This is a genomic window from Oscillibacter valericigenes, from assembly GCF_021531915.1.
In the GTDB taxonomy this organism is placed as follows: domain Bacteria; phylum Bacillota; class Clostridia; order Oscillospirales; family Oscillospiraceae; genus Oscillibacter; species Oscillibacter valericigenes_A.
Map to the genome: position 1 here is coordinate 34,595 of NZ_JAFBIV010000016.1, position 15,523 is coordinate 50,117.

At 61.0% G+C, this 15,523-nt stretch carries 12 protein-coding genes and 1 pseudogene; 11 read left to right on the plus strand and 2 right to left on the minus strand.

Features of this window, described 5'->3' with window-relative positions; all coding sequences use genetic code 11:
* Nucleotides 1-20: 20 nt before the first annotated feature.
* The 5 genes from JQM66_RS10115 (at nt 21) to JQM66_RS10135 (ending at nt 6,008) form a co-directional block, all read left to right on the plus strand.
* Nucleotides 21-986 (plus strand): thiamine pyrophosphate-dependent dehydrogenase E1 component subunit alpha, encoded by a 966-nt coding sequence (locus JQM66_RS10115; RefSeq protein WP_235229754.1) that lies wholly within the window; start codon nt 21-23, stop codon nt 984-986.
* Nucleotides 987-1,000: 14 nt separating this feature from the next.
* Nucleotides 1,001-1,981 carry an alpha-ketoacid dehydrogenase subunit beta gene (locus JQM66_RS10120; protein WP_235229755.1) on the plus strand — a complete coding sequence of 327 codons (981 nt, stop codon included), beginning with the start codon at nt 1,001-1,003 and terminating at the stop codon, nt 1,979-1,981.
* A 72-nt stretch (nt 1,982-2,053) separates the two neighbouring features.
* Nucleotides 2,054-3,637: a 2-oxo acid dehydrogenase subunit E2 gene (locus tag JQM66_RS10125; RefSeq protein WP_235229756.1), complete on the plus strand. Its 1,584-nt coding sequence runs from the start codon at nt 2,054-2,056 to the stop codon at nt 3,635-3,637.
* A 16-nt stretch (nt 3,638-3,653) separates the two neighbouring features.
* Nucleotides 3,654-5,051: a dihydrolipoyl dehydrogenase gene (gene lpdA / locus JQM66_RS10130; protein ID WP_235229757.1), complete on the plus strand. Its 1,398-nt coding sequence runs from the start codon at nt 3,654-3,656 to the stop codon at nt 5,049-5,051.
* Between the two features lie 69 nt (nt 5,052-5,120).
* The gene (locus tag JQM66_RS10135) at nt 5,121-6,008 is read left to right on the plus strand and encodes an NAD(P)-dependent oxidoreductase (protein WP_235229758.1); all 888 of its coding nucleotides are present in this window, start codon (nt 5,121-5,123) and stop codon (nt 6,006-6,008) included.
* A gap of 64 nt (nt 6,009-6,072) precedes the next feature.
* Here the strand turns inward: JQM66_RS10135 and rpoN are convergent, their stop codons facing one another.
* Nucleotides 6,073-7,410: an RNA polymerase factor sigma-54 gene (gene rpoN, locus JQM66_RS10140; protein ID WP_235229759.1), complete on the minus strand. Its 1,338-nt coding sequence runs from the start codon at nt 7,408-7,410 to the stop codon at nt 6,073-6,075.
* Between the two features lie 17 nt (nt 7,411-7,427).
* Nucleotides 7,428-8,855, minus strand: a complete 1,428-nt coding sequence (locus JQM66_RS10145) for a sigma-54 interaction domain-containing protein (protein WP_235229760.1) — start codon at nt 8,853-8,855, stop codon at nt 7,428-7,430.
* A gap of 424 nt (nt 8,856-9,279) precedes the next feature.
* On the opposite strand from JQM66_RS10145, the gene JQM66_RS10150 reads away from it, so the two are divergent.
* From JQM66_RS10150 to JQM66_RS10175, 6 genes and pseudogenes are all read left to right on the plus strand, one after another.
* On the plus strand, nt 9,280-10,080 hold the full coding sequence (locus tag JQM66_RS10150; RefSeq protein ID WP_235229761.1) for an enoyl-CoA hydratase-related protein: 801 nt from the start codon (nt 9,280-9,282) through the stop codon (nt 10,078-10,080).
* A gap of 41 nt (nt 10,081-10,121) precedes the next feature.
* The gene (locus JQM66_RS10155; RefSeq protein WP_235229762.1) at nt 10,122-11,678 is read left to right on the plus strand and encodes an acyl CoA:acetate/3-ketoacid CoA transferase; all 1,557 of its coding nucleotides are present in this window, start codon (nt 10,122-10,124) and stop codon (nt 11,676-11,678) included.
* Between the two features lie 37 nt (nt 11,679-11,715).
* Nucleotides 11,716-13,194 carry a 4-hydroxyphenylacetate 3-hydroxylase family protein gene (locus JQM66_RS10160; protein WP_235229763.1) on the plus strand — a complete coding sequence of 493 codons (1,479 nt, stop codon included), beginning with the start codon at nt 11,716-11,718 and terminating at the stop codon, nt 13,192-13,194.
* A gap of 227 nt (nt 13,195-13,421) precedes the next feature.
* Nucleotides 13,422-14,561: an acyl-CoA dehydrogenase gene (locus JQM66_RS10165; protein ID WP_235229764.1), complete on the plus strand. Its 1,140-nt coding sequence runs from the start codon at nt 13,422-13,424 to the stop codon at nt 14,559-14,561.
* 18 nt (nt 14,562-14,579) lie between these two features.
* Nucleotides 14,580-15,380: an acryloyl-CoA reductase electron transfer subunit gamma gene (gene acrB / locus JQM66_RS10170; protein ID WP_235229765.1), complete on the plus strand. Its 801-nt coding sequence runs from the start codon at nt 14,580-14,582 to the stop codon at nt 15,378-15,380.
* Nucleotides 15,381-15,399: 19 nt separating this feature from the next.
* Nucleotides 15,400-15,523: pseudogene (locus JQM66_RS10175) on the plus strand (acryloyl-CoA reductase electron transfer subunit beta); the annotation flags it as partial.

Below are 15,523 nucleotides of genomic sequence, written 5' to 3' on the forward strand. Positions count from 1 at the left end.
GATGTTTGGAGGTACCATCAATGAGCTACGAAAAAGACTTTTTGGAGAAGATCTATAAGGATCTGCTGGAAACCAGAATGCTGGAGGAAAAGCTGGTGGAGATCTATGCCGAGGGCAAGGTCCCCGGTCATATCCACAGCGGCGTTGGTCAGGAGGCCAGCTATGTGGGCGTTCTGGCTACCAGAAAGCCCGGTGACTATTTCAAGATCGGCCATCGCGTGATCGCCGCCACCTGCGTGCTGGGCAACCCCCTGGATACCTTCTTCGGCGAGATCCTGGCCAAGAAGACCGGCAATGCCGGCGGCCGCGGCGGCGTCAACCACACCGGCCGGCTGTGCGACGGCATCCTGGGCATGTCCGGCACCCTGGGCTGCGACGCCGGCATCTCTGTGGGCGCGGCCATGACCATCGAGGCCGAGGGCCGGGACAACGTGTCCTACTTCTTCGTGGGCGACGGCGCTAGCAACCGCGGCCCCGTTTACGAGGCCATGATCCTGGCGGCCGACTGGAAGCTGCCCGTGGTCTTCGTCTGCATCGACAACGGCTTCGGCATTTCCACACCCTCCTCCTACTCCTCTCCCAAGGACACCATCCTGGCCGCCAGAGCTGATGGCTTCGGCATGCCCTCCGTGGTGGTGGACGGCACCGATCCCCTGGCTGTGTATGAGGGTGCCACCAAGATGGTGGAGTACACCAGAGCCGGCAACGGCCCCTCTGTCATTGAGTGCAAGTGCTACCGCTGGCGCGGCCACTTCGAGGGCGACCAGTGCGCCTATCGGGATGCTTCCGTCACGGAGAAGAACATAGCTGAGCGTGACTGCGTGAAGAACTTTGAGCAGCTGCTGATGGAGCAGGGCATCAAGACCGCTGAGGACATTGCCCGGCAGCGCGCCGAGTTCGATCAGGCCATGAATGAGTCCATTGCCCGGTCCGAAGCCGCGCCTGAGATGACCCCTGAGGAAATCTACGATTATCTTTATGTCTGAGGAGGATTGGAAATATGAAAGTCACATACGGAAAAGCCATCGGTGACGCGCTGAAGGAAGAGATGCGCAGAGACAGCAAGGTCCTGATCTACGGTGAGGACATTGCTGAGTTTGGTAATATTTTTGGCCTGACCCGCGGCATGCTGGAGGAGTTCGGTCCCAAGCGCGTCCGCAACACTCCTATCACGGAGACCGCCATCATCGGCAGCGCCATCGGCGCGGCTGAGACCGGCCTGCGTCCCTGCGTGGAGCTGATGTACTCCGACTTCACCACCGTCTGCTTCGCTGAAATTTTCCACTGCGTTGCCAAGTGGAGATACATGCACGGCCCCGAGTACAAGCTGCCCCTGGTCATCCGCAACGCCTCCGGTTCCTCCAACGGCGCCGGCTCCGAGCACTCCAACTGCGTGGAGAGCCTGTTCATGCACGCTCCCGGCCTGACCATCGTGACCCCCTCCTGCGCCTATGACGCCAAGGGCCTGCTGAAGTCCGCCATCCGCTCCGACAACCCGGTCCTGTTCTGCGAGCCCAAGCTGCTGTATCAGAGCAAGCAGGAGATCCCCGATGACATCTACAACAGCGATTACACCATCCCCCTGGGCGTGGCTGACGTCAAGCGTCAGGGCACCGATGTGACCCTGGTGGCCATCGGCCTGATGGTGCCCCGGGCGCTGGAAGCCGCTGAAAAGCTGGCTGCCGAGGGCATCAGCGTGGAGGTCGTGGACCCCCGCACCATCGCTCCGCTGGACAAGGACACCATTTTCAACTCCATCCGCAAGACCCACCGGGCCGCCATCGTGGAGGAGAGCAACAAGACCTCCGGCATCGGCGCGGAGTTTGCCGCCATGTTCCAGGAGGAGCTGTATGACGAGCTGGACGGCCCCATTACCCGTATCGCGGCTCTGGATGTTCCCATGCCTTACAACATCCCCATGGAGCACTACTCCATCCCCAGCGTCGACAGCATCTGCAAGGCCATCCGCGCCATGTTCTGAGCCAACGGCCCGGAAATATCGAAAAAGGAGGAACGTTTCAGATTCGCGAAAATCTGGACGGCATGATATACCATGAGTGTTGAAATTGTAATGCCCAGAGCTGGCCTGACCATGGTGGAAGGCACCATCAGCGAGTGGAAGGTCGCTGAGGGCGCCCAGGTCCATAAGGGCGATGTCCTGATGGAATATGAGAACGAGAAAAACGTCATCGAGTGCGAGGCCCTGGAGAGCGGCATCATCCACCTGGTGGCCAAGGAGGGAGATACCATCCCCGTGGGCGGCGTCATTGCTGTGATGGCCGCTGATCAGGGCGAGTACGCTTCCATCGTCGGCGGCGCTCCCGCTGCTGCCCCCGCGGCTCCCGCAGCTGCCGCTCCCGCCGCGGCACCTGCTGCCGGCGGTGAGGGTGTCACCGAGATCGAGATGCCCCGCGCCGGTCTGACCATGGTGGAGGGTACCATCAGCGAGTGGAAGGTTTCCGAGGGCACCCAGGTCAACAAGGGCGACGTGGTCATGGAGTTCGAGAACGAGAAGAACGTCATCGAGTATGAAATCGTCCACGGTGGCTTCCTGCACATTCTGGCCCAGGCCGGTGAGACCGTGGCCGTGGGCAAGCCCATTGCCTTTGTCACCGAGACCAAGGCCCAGTATGACGCCCTGGTGAACGGCGGCGCTGCTCCCGCTGCTCCCGCAGCAGAGGAGAAGGGCTGCGCACGTGAGTGCCCCACCTGTGTCCATACCAATCCCGCCGCTCCCGCTGCCCCCGCCGTCACCGGCGGCCGCATCCGCGCCACCGGCCTTGCCAAGAAGATGGCCCGGGAGGCCGGCATCGACCTGGCGCTGGTCCAGCCCACCGGCGGTCCTGACGGCGGCCGTATCGTGGCAAAGGACGTGGAGAATTACCTGAAGGCTCCCAAGCCCGCTGCCGCCGCACCTGTGGCAGCTGCTGCCGCCTCTGTTGAGGATGAGATCACCGAGATCCCCTGGACCGGCGTCCGCAAGACCATCGCCCGCAACATGATGAACTCCCTGCAGTCCATGGCGCAGAACACCTGCACCCTGGAGGTCGACTGCACCGACCTGCTGGCCCTGCGGGAGAAGTTCGTGGCCGATCAGGAGATGCTGGGCTGCAAGATCACTGTCAACGACCTGCTGTGCAAGATGCTGGGCAAGGTCGTGGCAAAGCATCCTCTGGCCAACGCCACCTTCGACGGCAAGACGCTGTACACCCACAAGCATGTCCACCTGTCTGTGGCGGTTGCCACGGAGGACGGCCTCATGGTGCCTGTGGTCCGCAATATCGACACCCTGTCCCTGACCGAGATCAACGCCAAGATCAAGGACCTGGCCCAGCGCGCCAAGGAGAAGAAGCTGGACGGCAGCGAGATGACCGGCGGCACCTTCTCCATCACCAACGTGGGTATGTTCCCCATTGATTACGGCACGCCCGTGATCAATCCTCCCCAGACCTGCATCTGCGGCTTCGGCCGTCCCAAGCTGAAGCCCGCCGTTCTGCCTGACGGCACCATCGGCCCCCGCATGATGATGAACGTGTTCCTGACCTTCGACCATCAGATTATTGACGGTCTGGAGTGCGGCCGTATCTTCAAGGATTTGGAGTATTACATCCTCCATCCTGAGATGATCCTGGCCTGATGGAGGGAGAACGCGTATGAAGATCATTGTCATCGGCGGCGGCCCCGGCGGCTATGTGGCTGCCATCCGCGCGGCCCAGCTGGGTGCGGAGGTCACCGTCATCGAGAGAGAACACCTGGGCGGCACCTGCCTGAACGTGGGCTGCATCCCCACCAAGTGCCTGCTGCACTCCGCCGAGCTGGTTGAGGATATCCGCAACCAGGGCGCCGAGATCGGCGTCGAGGTGGAGGGCGTGAAGGTCAACTTCCCCCAGGTCATCAAGCACAAGAACGACATCTCCAAGAAGCTCACCGGCGGCATCGCGGCCCTGTTCAAGATGAACAAGGTCAAGAAGATCGACGGCGAGGCGTCCTTCGTGGCTCCCGGCAAGCTGTCTGTGAAGAAGCCGGACGGCACCCGTGAGGAGATGGCTGCTGACGCCATCATCGTGGCCACCGGCTCCGTCAACTCCGTGCCGCCCATCCCCGGTATCAAGGAGAATCCCAACTGCATCGATTCCACCGGTGCCCTCAGCCTGGAGGCCCTGCCTAAGAGCATGGTGGTCATCGGCGGCGGCGTCATCGGCCTGGAGCTGGCCTGTGCCTACGCTGCCTTCGGCACCAAGATCACCGTGGTGGAAGCCATGGACCACATGCTGCCCATGCTGGACGGCGACCTGACCAAGATCGGCGTGGACCACATGAAGAAGATGGGCATGGAGTTCCATCTGGAGTGCCCCGTGCAGTCCGTTGAGAGCAGCCCTGTGGGAGCCAAGGTGGTCTGCAGGAATAAGGCCGGCGAGACCGTCAGCTTTGAGGCGGAAAAGGTCCTGGTGGCCATCGGCCGCCGCGCCAACACCGCTTCCCTGAACCTGGAGGCCGGCGGCATCAAGAACGACAAGGGCCGCATCATCGTCAACGACAAGATGCAGACCAACGTCCCCGGTGTCTACGCCATCGGCGACTGCGTGTTCGGACATGCCCAACTGGCCCACACCGCCTCCGCCATGGGCGAGGTGGCCGCCGAGAACATCTGCGGCCATGAGGCATTCTACAACGAGAAGACCAACCCCACCTGCGTGTACATCGAGCCCGAGGCTGCTTCTGTGGGCCTGACCGAGGAGCAGTGCAAGGCCCAGGGCATCGAGTACAAGGTCGGCAAGTTCCCCATGAACGCCAACGGCAAGGCCCTGATCCTCAACGGCGGCGAGGGCCTGGTGAAGATCATCGCCGGCAAGAAGTACGGCGAGGTGCTGGGCATGCACATCATCGGGCCCCGTGCCACCGACCTGATCGCCGAGGGCGCCCTGGCCATCGGTGATGAGATGACTCTGGATGAGATCATCAATACCATCCACAGCCACCCCACCGTCACCGAGACCATGCGCGAGGCGGCCCTGCACGCCGAGAAGCGCGCCATCCATACCAAGAACTGACGAACCGCATTTTCAGGGCGGACGTTCCTGAGGGAACGTCCGCCCTGTGCAGTAAAGGAGTATCAGAACATGAAAACCATTGGATTTATCGGCATGGGCGTCATGGGACTGCCCATGGCCAAAAACGTCGTCCAAAAATCCGGCTGCCCTGTGAAGGGCTTTGACGTAGTGGAAAAGCAGGTGCGCTCTTTCCAGGAGGCAGGCGGCATTGCCGTGGCCGATGTGAAGGAGATCTATGAGACCTGCGATGTGATCCTGCAGATCCTGCCCACCCATGAGATCATCAAAAACTCCATCCAGCAGGCCATCGACCTGGGCAAGCCCGGGAACGTGATCGTGGACCTGTCCTCCACGGCGCCGGACATCGTTCTGGAGATGCATGAAAAGGCCAGCGCTGCCGGCATGTATTTGCTGGATGCGCCTGTCAGCGGCGGTAACCCCATGGCCATCGCAGGCACCCTGGCGTTGATGGTGGGCGGCGATGAGAAGGCCTTCGAGGATGTGAAACCCATCCTGGCGTGCATGGGCAAGCCGGTCCGGGTGGGTGGCAGCGGCAGCGGCAGCGTTACCAAGCTGGTCAACAACCTGATCGGCGGCGCCATGCTGGTGGCAATGTCCGAGGGCTACGCCTTCGCGGCCAAGGCTGGCATCGACCTGCAGACCACCTTTGATGCCACCCGGAGCGGCTTTATCGGCGGACCGCTGTATGAAAACAAGATCCCCAAGCTCATCAAGCGGGATTTCGAGCCGGGCGCCCGGATCGCCGTTCACCGCAAGGATATCGTCAACGCCGTTCACTACGCGGAAAAGCTGGGCGTGGAGCTGCCCATGACCCGGATGGTCCTGGATGTGATGGACTGGATGAAGGACAACGGCCATATCGACGAGGACCAGATCGCCATGGTGAAATACTATGAGGAGCGCATGGGCGTCATCGCCGGAAGTGAGCAGGCGTGAACCTCGCCCTGCAAGAACAGAAAAAAAGCATCCGCCGCAATGATTGCTGACGTGTGGATGGTTATTACCGTTTTCTGGCAGCGGAGGAGCCGATGCCCAGTTCCATGCGGTATTTGGCCACGGTGCGGCGGGAGACCTCCACGCCGCCGGAGGACAGCAGCTTGCAAAGCGACTGATCGCTGAGGGGGTGCTGGGGGTCCTCCTCCCGGATCAGGGCCAGCAGCTTCTGCTTGATGGCCTGGCGGGAGGGGCCGCCTCCCACGGCCCGGTTGAAAAAGTACCGCAGGGGATAGGTGCCCTGGCGGCACTGGAGGTATTTGCCGTGGGTGGCCCGGGACACGGTGGAGGGATGCAGTTCCAGGTCCTCCGCCAGGGAGACCAGACTCATGGGGGCCAGCTCAGAGGTCTTTCCGGCGAAGAAAGGCCGCTGGGCCTCCAGAATAGCCTCCGCACAGCGGCGCAGGGTGCTGCCCCGCCGCTCCAGGCTGTTCAGCAGCCACTTTGCCTGCTGCATCTTCTGCTGCAGATAGGCCTTGGTCTCCTGCTCACCGGACTCCTTCAGCAGCCGGGAGTAGTAGTCGTTGATGGAGACCCGGGGGAGATAGTATTCATTCAGAATGGCCTTCAGCTCCCCGTCCAGCTCCACGATGAAAATGTCCGGCCGCACATAGACCGTGGGCTCCGCCGGCTGGAAGGCCCGGCCGGGGTGGGGCTCCAGGGAGGAGATGACCTTTTCAGCGGCCTGGACCTCCTCCGTGGTCAGGCTTAGCTCCCGGCAGATGGGACCATAGTGCTTCCGCCCCAGCTCCGGCAGGAACCGGGCGGCGATATCCAGCACGGCGGGGGAGACATTGTCCCGGCGGGCCAGCTGCAACAGCAGGCATTCGGACAGGCCCCGGGCGCCCACTCCGGCGGGCTCCAGGCTCTGGACGGTCTCCAGGCCCTGGTCGATCAGCGCCTGGGGAATGTTCAGCTCCTGCAGCCCCTCCAGGTCCCCGGTGTCCAGATACCCGTCCTCGTCCACCATATTGGCTATGTATTTGGACAGGGCCAGCAGGGGCTTGGGCAGCCGCTTCCGGTCCAGCTGGTCACAGAGAAAGGCCTCCAGGCTCTCTGTCTCCCGGTCTGCCCGGCCACGTTCCGGCAGATCGTGGTCCTCGTGGGAGAAGGTGGGGGTGTAGACACCGCCGTCGATCCAGCTGGCCTTCTGGCGCAGCTCGTCGTAAGCGCTGCGGAGGTCCGTGTTGTCCTCCTGCTCCACCAGAGGGTTTTCCTCGGAGACTTTTCCCAGGTATTCCAGCAGCTCCTGGGAGTTCATCTGCAAAATTTCCATGGACTGCAGCAGCTGCGGCGTCAGCTTCAACTCCTGCCGCAGCTCGGTTTTCAAAGAGACGAGACTCATGGCTTGTCCACCTCCTGTCAGGTCCTGGATACGTATTTGGCGATCTTCCGGGCAGCGGTGGCCTGGGAGATGCCCAGCTCCTTGGCCACCGCCACGGTGGTGCCGCAGCGCTGGTAGGAGTCCCGGATGATCTGCCCCTCATAGGCGTCCATCCGCTCCGCCAGAGTCCCGCTCTGAGCCAGCAGGGCGGCGGGGGGGACGGCTTCGCCGGTGTATTCCACCGGCAGGGCGGTGACGTCGATGATGGGGTCCTGAACGGTGATGACCATGCGCTCAATGAGGTTTTCCAGCTGGCGGACGTTGCCGGGCCAGTCGTACTGCTCCAGAAAGGCCAGGAACCGGGGACTGAAATTCAGATCCTTGCCGTACTCTCCGCAGAACCGGGCCAGGAACTGGTGGGCCAGGGGGAGGATGTCCTCCATCCGCTGCCGCAGGGGCGGAATGTGGATGCGGATGACGTTCAGGCGATAAAAGAGGTCAGAGCGGAACAGGCCCCGCTGGACCTCCTCCTCCAGGTTGCGGTTGGTGGCCACGATGAGCCGGAAATCCAGCTCGATCTTCTTGGTGCCGGACAGGCGCTCAATGGTTTTCTCCTGAATGAGCTGCAGGAGCTTGGACTGGATGTGGGGCGGCAGCTCGCCGATCTCGTCCAGAAACAGGGTCCCGTGATTGGCCAGTTCGATCTTGCCGATCTTACCGGAGGCGGAGGCACCGGTGAAGGCGCCCTTCTCATAGCCGAATAACTCTGATTCAATCAGGTTTTCGTGGAGCACCGCGCAGTTGACCTCGATAAAGGGTCCGTCGGCCCGGCTGCTCATGGCGTGGATGGCTTTTGCCACGGCGCTCTTGCCCACGCCGGTCTCCCCGGTGATGAGGATGTTGGCCTTGGTGTTGGCGGTGTTCTGCATCAGGGTCCAGAGCCGTTCCATGGAACGGCTCTTGAAGATCAGGGAGGTGGAGGTGGCCCGGGTGCGCAGTTCAGCGATCTCCTGGGAGTACTGCCGCAGGGAGTCCTGCAGGTTGCGGTAATTCTGCTGGATGGTGTTGATCTGCTCCATGGACACCGTGTTGAAGCACACGGCGTATTTCAGCACCCCGTCGTTGTCGAAGAGGGGGATGCCCACGGTCATGACATTTTTGTGGGAGTGGTTGATGGTCTGGGTGGCGGTGATCTTCTTCTGCTGGCGGATGACCTCCGCCGTGATGCAGGGCGTGAAGACGCCGGCCTTCTCCAGATCAAAGGCGGACTTCCCCACGATGGAGTCGTGAGCAAAGCCGAAGTTCTTTTCGTAGTTCTCGCTGACCCGGAGGATGATGCCCTCCGCGTCAGAGAGCATCATATCGTCCGCCAGGACAAGATTGTTCTCCGGACTGAGGATATCGAATAAGCCTTTGAGATTGATATCATCATCAAAGAGCCCGGTGAGATTTGTGGAGTTTGACAAAAATTTTCCCTGCCTTTCCGGCCCCGGTGCTGAGGGGGATTTTATTCATTTTTGAGTATATCATATTCAAGAATGAATAGAAAGGAGAAATTCCCAAAAAATCCGGGCGGATTTGACAGAAATACACCCCTCAAATCTGGCAAGCCGCACAAAACCTTCGGAAATTACATGAAAAAATGAAAAGATCAGGAACTATTCAAAAATGAATAGGCAAAAAAGAGCCTGTGGCAGACATCCGGTGCAGAGGGGCGAATTAACAAAAAGAAAGCCTGAAAATAAGGCGGTCTGCACAGAAAAAAGAGCGCACAGGCCGATCAAAAAAGCAAAAAAGATGGCACGAAAATTGCTTATATTCTAAGCAGCAAGGTTTGGGGATCTGACCGCCATCCGGCCCGGCCCCGCAATAAAAAAGGAGGAAACGAACATGTATCAGACCATTCGTTACGAGAAGAACGGCAACATCGGTATTGCCACCATCAATCGTCCCGAAGCGCTGAACGCTTTGAATTCCACCGTGATTTCCGAACTGGAGCAGGTGATCTCCGAGGTTGAGAAGGACACCGAGCTGCGTGCCTTCATTCTCACCGGCGAGGGCCGCTCCTTCGTGGCTGGCGCCGACATCGGCGAGCAGTATCCCCTGGATGTGACCGGCGGCCGTAAGTGGGGCCAGAGAGGTTCCGCCCTGTTCCGCCGCATTGAAAAGCTGGAGATCCCCACCATCGCTGCTGTCAACGGCTTCGCTCTGGGCGGTGGCTGCGAGATCGCCATGAGCTGCGACATCATCCTGGCTGCCGGCCCCAACGCTGAGGGCAAGGGCGGCGCCAAGTTCGGCCAGCCCGAAGTCGGCCTGGGTATCACCCCCGGCTTCTCCGGCACCCAGCGCCTGCCCCGCCGTGTGGGCATCGCCAAGGCCAAGGAGCTGATCTTCTCCGGCAAGGTCATCGGCGCCCAGGAGGCCAAGGAGATCGGCCTGGTCAACGCCGTGTATCCTCCCGAGGAGCTGATGAACGGCGCCATCGCCATGGCCAAGTCCTTCACCGTCAACGCTCCCATCGCCGTGAAGTATTCCAAGGCCTGCATTGACCGCGGCATGCAGATGGACATCGATGACGGCATCGCTCTGGAGAACGAGCTGTTTGCCATGTGCTTCGCCACCGCCGACCAGAAGGAAGGCATGAGCGCCTTCCTGGAGAAGCGCAAGGAGAAGAACTTCCAGAACAAGTAAGCAGTCCTGAAATTTACATTTTATAAAGAGGGAAACGAGACATGAAAAAAGTACGTGTCATCACCGCTGAAGAAGCGGCCCTGATGGTCAATGACGGCGACACCATCTCCACCGGCGGCTTCGTCAGCTGCGCCTGTCCCGAGGCACTGTCCACCGCTCTGGAGAAGCGGTTCCTGGAGACCGGTCATCCCCGCGACCTGACGCTGTTCTTCGCAGCCGGTCAGGGTCACCGGGACGGTACCGGCGGCGACCACTACGGCCATGAGGGCATGGTCAAGCGCGTGGTCGGCGGCCACTGGGACCGTGCCCCCAAGCTGGGCGACCTGGCTCTGGCCAACAAGATCGAGGCCTACAACCTGCCCCAGGGCGTTATCACCCACATGTACCGCGACATCGCCGCCCACAATCTGGGCACCATCACCCATGTGGGCCTGAAGACCTTTGCTGACCCCCGCAACGGCGGCGGCAAGCTGAACGAGTGCACCAAGGAGGATCTGGTTGAGCTGATCAACGTTCTGGGCAAGGAGCGCCTGATCTACAAGACCTTCCCCATCGATGTCTGCTTCGTCCGCGCTTCTTACGCGGATGAGTTCGGAAACTGCACCGTCCATCGTGAGATCGGCCCTCTGGACGTCACCGCCCAGTGCCAGGCCACCAAGAACTCCGGCGGTAAGGTCATTGTCCAGGTGGAGAAGATCGTCCAGGGCGGCTCTCTGGACCCCAAGCTGGTGAAAATTCCCGGTATCTATGTGGACGCCATTGTGGTAGGCTCTATTGAGGACAACATGCAGTGCCTGGGTATGCCCTATGACGGCGCTCTGACCGGCGAGTTCCGCATCCCCGTGGATGCCATCCCCCCCATTCCTCTGGACGCCAAGAAGATCCTGGCCCGCCGCGCCGCTATGGAGCTGCCCCAGGACGCCATCGTGAACCTGGGCACCGGTGCTCCTGAGAAGATCGCCAACGTGGCCGCTGAAGAGGGCATCTCCGACAAGCTGACCCTGACCGTCGAGGCCGGCTCCATCGCCGGTGTGCCTTACGGCGGCACCCAGTTCGGCGCAGCCGCCAACTCCATGGCCATTCTGGACCACAACGTCCAGTTCGACTTCTATCAGGGCGGCGGCCTGGACGTGGCCTTCCTGGGCCTGGCTGAGACCGCTCCCAACGGCGACCTGAACGTGTCCAAGTTCGGCACCCGTCTGGCCGGCGCCGGCGGATTTATCGACATCACCCAGAACGCCAAGAAGGTGGTCTACTGCGGCACCTTCACCGCCAAGGGCCTGAAGACCGAGTGCAAGGATGGCAAGCTGGTGATCGTCCAGGAGGGCGCCAAGAAGAAGTTCGTCAACCAGGTGGAGCACATCACCTTCTCCGGTGATTACGCCAACGAGGTCGGCCAGCCCGTGCTGTACGTCACTGAGCGTGCCGTGTTCGAACTGCGTCCCGAGGGCGTGACCCTGATCGAGATCGCCCCCGGCATCGACCTCCAGACCCAGGTCCTGGATCAGATGGAGTTCATGCCCAAGATCGCCGAGGACCTGAAGCTTATGGACGAGCGCATCTTCCGTGACGAGCTGATGGGCCTGGCCAACGACTAAATTTCAAAACCCCCAATCAATAAGGAGGAATTAACAAATGGCACTGATGACCGCACAGGAGTACATTGACAGCCTGCGCAAGCTGAACACCCGCGTGTACATGTTCGGCGAGAAGATCGACAACTGGGTGGATCACCCCATGATCCGTCCCTCCATCAACTGCGTGGCCATGACCTACGCGCTGGCTCAGGATCCCCAGTACGCGGACCTGATGACCGTGAAGTCCAGCCTCACCGGCCACACCATCAACCGCTTCACCCACCTGCACCAGTCCACCGAGGACCTGATGAACAAGGTGAAGATGCAGCGTCTGCTGGGCCAGAAGACCGCTTCCTGCTTCCAGCGCTGCGTGGGCATGGACGCCTTCAACTCCGTCTTCTCCACCACCTATGAGATCGACGAGAAGTACGGCACCCACTATCACGAGAACTTCAAGAAGTTCCTGACCTTTGTGCAGGACAACGACCTGACCGTGGACGGCGCCATGACCGACCCCAAGGGTGACCGCTCCAAGGCTCCCAGCCAGCAGGCCGATCCCGACATGTATGTCCATGTCGTGGAGCGCCGTCCCGACGGCATCGTGGTCTGCGGCGCCAAGTGCCACCAGACCGGCTCTATCAACTCTCACTGGCACATCTTCATGCCCACCATCTCCATGGGTGAGGCCGATAAGGACTGGGCCGTCTCCTTCGCCTGCCCCACCGACGCCGAGGGTATGTACATGATCTACGGCCGTCAGTCCTGCGACACCCGGAAGATGGAGGAGGACGCCTCCATCGACGTGGGCAACGCCAAGTTCGGCGGCCAGGAGGCCCTGGTGGTCCTGGACCATGTGTTCATCCCCAACGAGTACATCTTCCTCAACGGCGAGTATGAGTTCGCCGGCATGATCGTGGAGCGCTTCGCCGGCTATCACCGTCAGTCCTACGGCGGCTGCAAGGTCGGCGTGGGCGACACCCTGATCGGCGCCGCCGCTCTGGCCGCTGAGTATAACGGCGTGGAGAAGGCCTCCGCTGTCAAGGACAAGCTGATCGAGATGACCCACCTGAACGAGACCCTGTTCTGCTGCGGCATCGCCTGCTCCGCCCAGGGCTTCAAGACCAAGGCTGGCAACTATCAGATCGACCTGCTGCTGGCCAACGTCTGCAAGCAGAACGTGACCCGCTTCCCCTATGAGATTGTCCGTCTGGCTGAGGACATTGCCGGCGGCCTGGTGGTCACCATGCCCTCTCAGACCGACTTCAACAGCGATACCGTGGTTGGCCGCAACGGCGAGACCATCGGCGAGATCTGCAACAAGTTCTTCGCCGCCCGCGAGGGTGTCAAGACCGAGGATCGTCAGCGCATCATGCGCTTCATCGAGAACCTGTGCCTGGGCGCTGCCGCTGTTGGCTACCGCACTGAATCCATGCATGGCGCCGGTTCTCCCCAGGCCCAGCGCATCATGATCGCCCGCCAGGGCAACATCCAGGGCAAGAAGCAGCTCGCCAAGGATATTGCCGGCATTAAGGACTAAAATCCCTCCAGGGGGGACGTTGTCCCCCCTAGATACGAAGTTTGGGCCAAAGGCCCAAACTTCGATACCCCCCGCTCCCTCGCACGGCGAGGGAGCCGCGCCCAGTGGCGCGGGCAGATGTGTTCCGGCCAGGCAAAGCCCGCCCGGAACCGATACCGTAGGGGCGGATATCATCCGCCCGCTTACCCACCCGTATTCCCAAAATTTGAATATAAGGAGTAAACATCATGGATTTCAATCTGAGCCGTGAGCACCAGCTGATCCGGAAGATGATGGCTGAATTCACTGAGAACGAAGTGAAGCCCATCGCTGCCGAGACCGACGAAAAGACCCTGTATCCCCGGGAGAACATCGAGAAGCTGTTCGACCTGGGTGTCATGGGCATGTGCGTTCCCAAGGAGTACGGCGGCGCCGGCGCCGACCCCCTGGCTTCCGCCATCTGCATTGAGGAGCTGTCCAAGGCCTGCGCCTCCACCGGCGACATCGTGGCTACCCACAACGGCCTGTGCTGCGACCCCATCCTGACCCACGGTACCGAGGAGCAGAAGAAGAAGTATCTGCCCATGCTGACCACCGGTCACAAGGTCGGCGCATTCTGCCTGACCGAGCCCAACGCCGGTTCCGACGCCTCCAAGGGCCAGACCGAGGCCAAGCTGGAAGGCGACCACTATGTGATGAACGGCTCCAAGATCTTCATCACCAACGGCTATGTGGCCGACGTGTTCGTGGTCTTCGCCATGACCGACAAGTCCAAGGGCACCAAGGGCATCTCCGCTTTCATCGTGGAGAGCAGCTTCCCCGGCTTCTCCGTGGGCAAGCACGAGGTGAAGATGGGCCTGCACGGCTCTCCCACCGCCGAGATCGTCTTCACTGACTGCATCGTTCCCAAGGAGAACCTGCTGGGCAAGGAAGGCAAGGGCTTCTCCATCGCCATGCAGACTCTGGACGGCGGCCGTATCGGCATTGCCGCTCAGGCCCTGGGCATCGCCGAGGGCGCTCTGGAGGAGGCCAAGAACTACACCAAGGGCCGTGTCCAGTTCGGCAAGCCCATCAGCAAGTTCCAGAACACCCAGTTCACCTTCGCCGACATGGAGATGGGCTGCGAGGCCGGCCGTCTGCTGACCTATCAGGCTGCTGTCCTGAAGGGTCAGGGCGTCCGCTACACCAAGGAAGCCGCCATGGCCAAGCTGTGGTGCTCCGAGCACGCCATGAAGACCACCACCAAGGCGCTGCAGATGTTCGGCGGCTACGGCTACACCAAGGATTATCCCATGGAGCGCATGATGCGCGACGCCAAGATCACCGAGATCTACGAGGGCACCTCCGAGGTCCAGCGCATCGTCATTTCCGCCAACATGGGTCTGTAAGAGGAGGAAGAAACGATTATGAAGATCATTGTTTGTATCAAGCAGGTCCCCGATACCTCCGGTAAGGTGGCTGTCAATCCCGACGGCACCCTGAACCGCGCATCCATGCAGACCATCACCAACCCCGATGACATGAACGCCGTCGAGGCCGCCCTGAAGCTGAAGGACCAGACCGGCTGCGAAGTCATCGTGGTCACCATGGGTCCTCCTCCCGCTGCCGGCATGCTGCGTGAGGCCATGGCCATGGGCGCTGACCGCGCCGTGCTGGTGTCCGCCCGTGAGTTCGGCGGCTCCGATACCTACGCCACCTCCCAGATCCTGGCTGCTGCCATCAGCACCATCGGCGTTGAGGATGACGACATCGTCATGTGCGGCCGTCAGGCCATCGACGGTGATACCGCTCAGGTCGGCCCCCAGATCGCTGAGAAGCTGCACCTGCCCCAGATCACCTACGCTGCCGACATCACCAAGGAAGGCAAGACCGTCACCGTCAAGCGTATGCTGGAGGACGGCTACATGACCATCAAGACCCAGACTCCCTGCCTGATCACCTGCATCAAGGAGCTGAACACTCCTCGTTACATGAACATCAGCGGCATCTATGCCACCTACAACAAGCCTCTGGATGTCTACGACTACGAGAAGCTGAAGGATCATCCCCTGATCGACGCCACTACCATCGGCCTGAAGGGCTCTCCCACCAACATCTTCAAGAGCTTCACGCCTCCCCAGAAGGGCGTCGGCATGATGCTGGAAGGTGACGGCAAGGAGACCTGCGAGAAGCTGGCCGGCATCCTGGCCGACAAGCACATCATCTAAGGAAAGGGGATAAACGACTATGTCTAACTTCAATAGTGCTGATATCGCTGCTTTCAAGGACGTTTGGGTCTTCTGCGAGCAGCGCGAGGGCAAGCTGATGCCCACCGATTTCGAGCTGATCTCCAAGGGCCGCGACCTGGCCA

Bases quoted from the DNA above. Each gene is read 5' to 3' on its own strand.
- JQM66_RS10115 (WP_235229754.1), top strand. From the start codon at position 21: ATGAGCTACGAAAAAGACTTTTTGGAGAAGATCTATAAGGATCTGCTG.
- JQM66_RS10120 (WP_235229755.1), top strand. From the start codon at position 1,001: ATGAAAGTCACATACGGAAAAGCCATCGGTGACGCGCTGAAGGAAGAG.
- JQM66_RS10125 (WP_235229756.1), top strand. From the start codon at position 2,054: ATGAGTGTTGAAATTGTAATGCCCAGAGCTGGCCTGACCATGGTGGAA.
- lpdA (WP_235229757.1), top strand. From the start codon at position 3,654: ATGAAGATCATTGTCATCGGCGGCGGCCCCGGCGGCTATGTGGCTGCC.
- JQM66_RS10135 (WP_235229758.1), top strand. From the start codon at position 5,121: ATGAAAACCATTGGATTTATCGGCATGGGCGTCATGGGACTGCCCATG.
- rpoN (WP_235229759.1), bottom strand. From the start codon at position 7,410: ATGAGTCTCGTCTCTTTGAAAACCGAGCTGCGGCAGGAGTTGAAGCTG.
- JQM66_RS10150 (WP_235229761.1), top strand. From the start codon at position 9,280: ATGTATCAGACCATTCGTTACGAGAAGAACGGCAACATCGGTATTGCC.
- JQM66_RS10155 (WP_235229762.1), top strand. From the start codon at position 10,122: ATGAAAAAAGTACGTGTCATCACCGCTGAAGAAGCGGCCCTGATGGTC.
- JQM66_RS10160 (WP_235229763.1), top strand. From the start codon at position 11,716: ATGGCACTGATGACCGCACAGGAGTACATTGACAGCCTGCGCAAGCTG.
- JQM66_RS10165 (WP_235229764.1), top strand. From the start codon at position 13,422: ATGGATTTCAATCTGAGCCGTGAGCACCAGCTGATCCGGAAGATGATG.
- acrB (WP_235229765.1), top strand. From the start codon at position 14,580: ATGAAGATCATTGTTTGTATCAAGCAGGTCCCCGATACCTCCGGTAAG.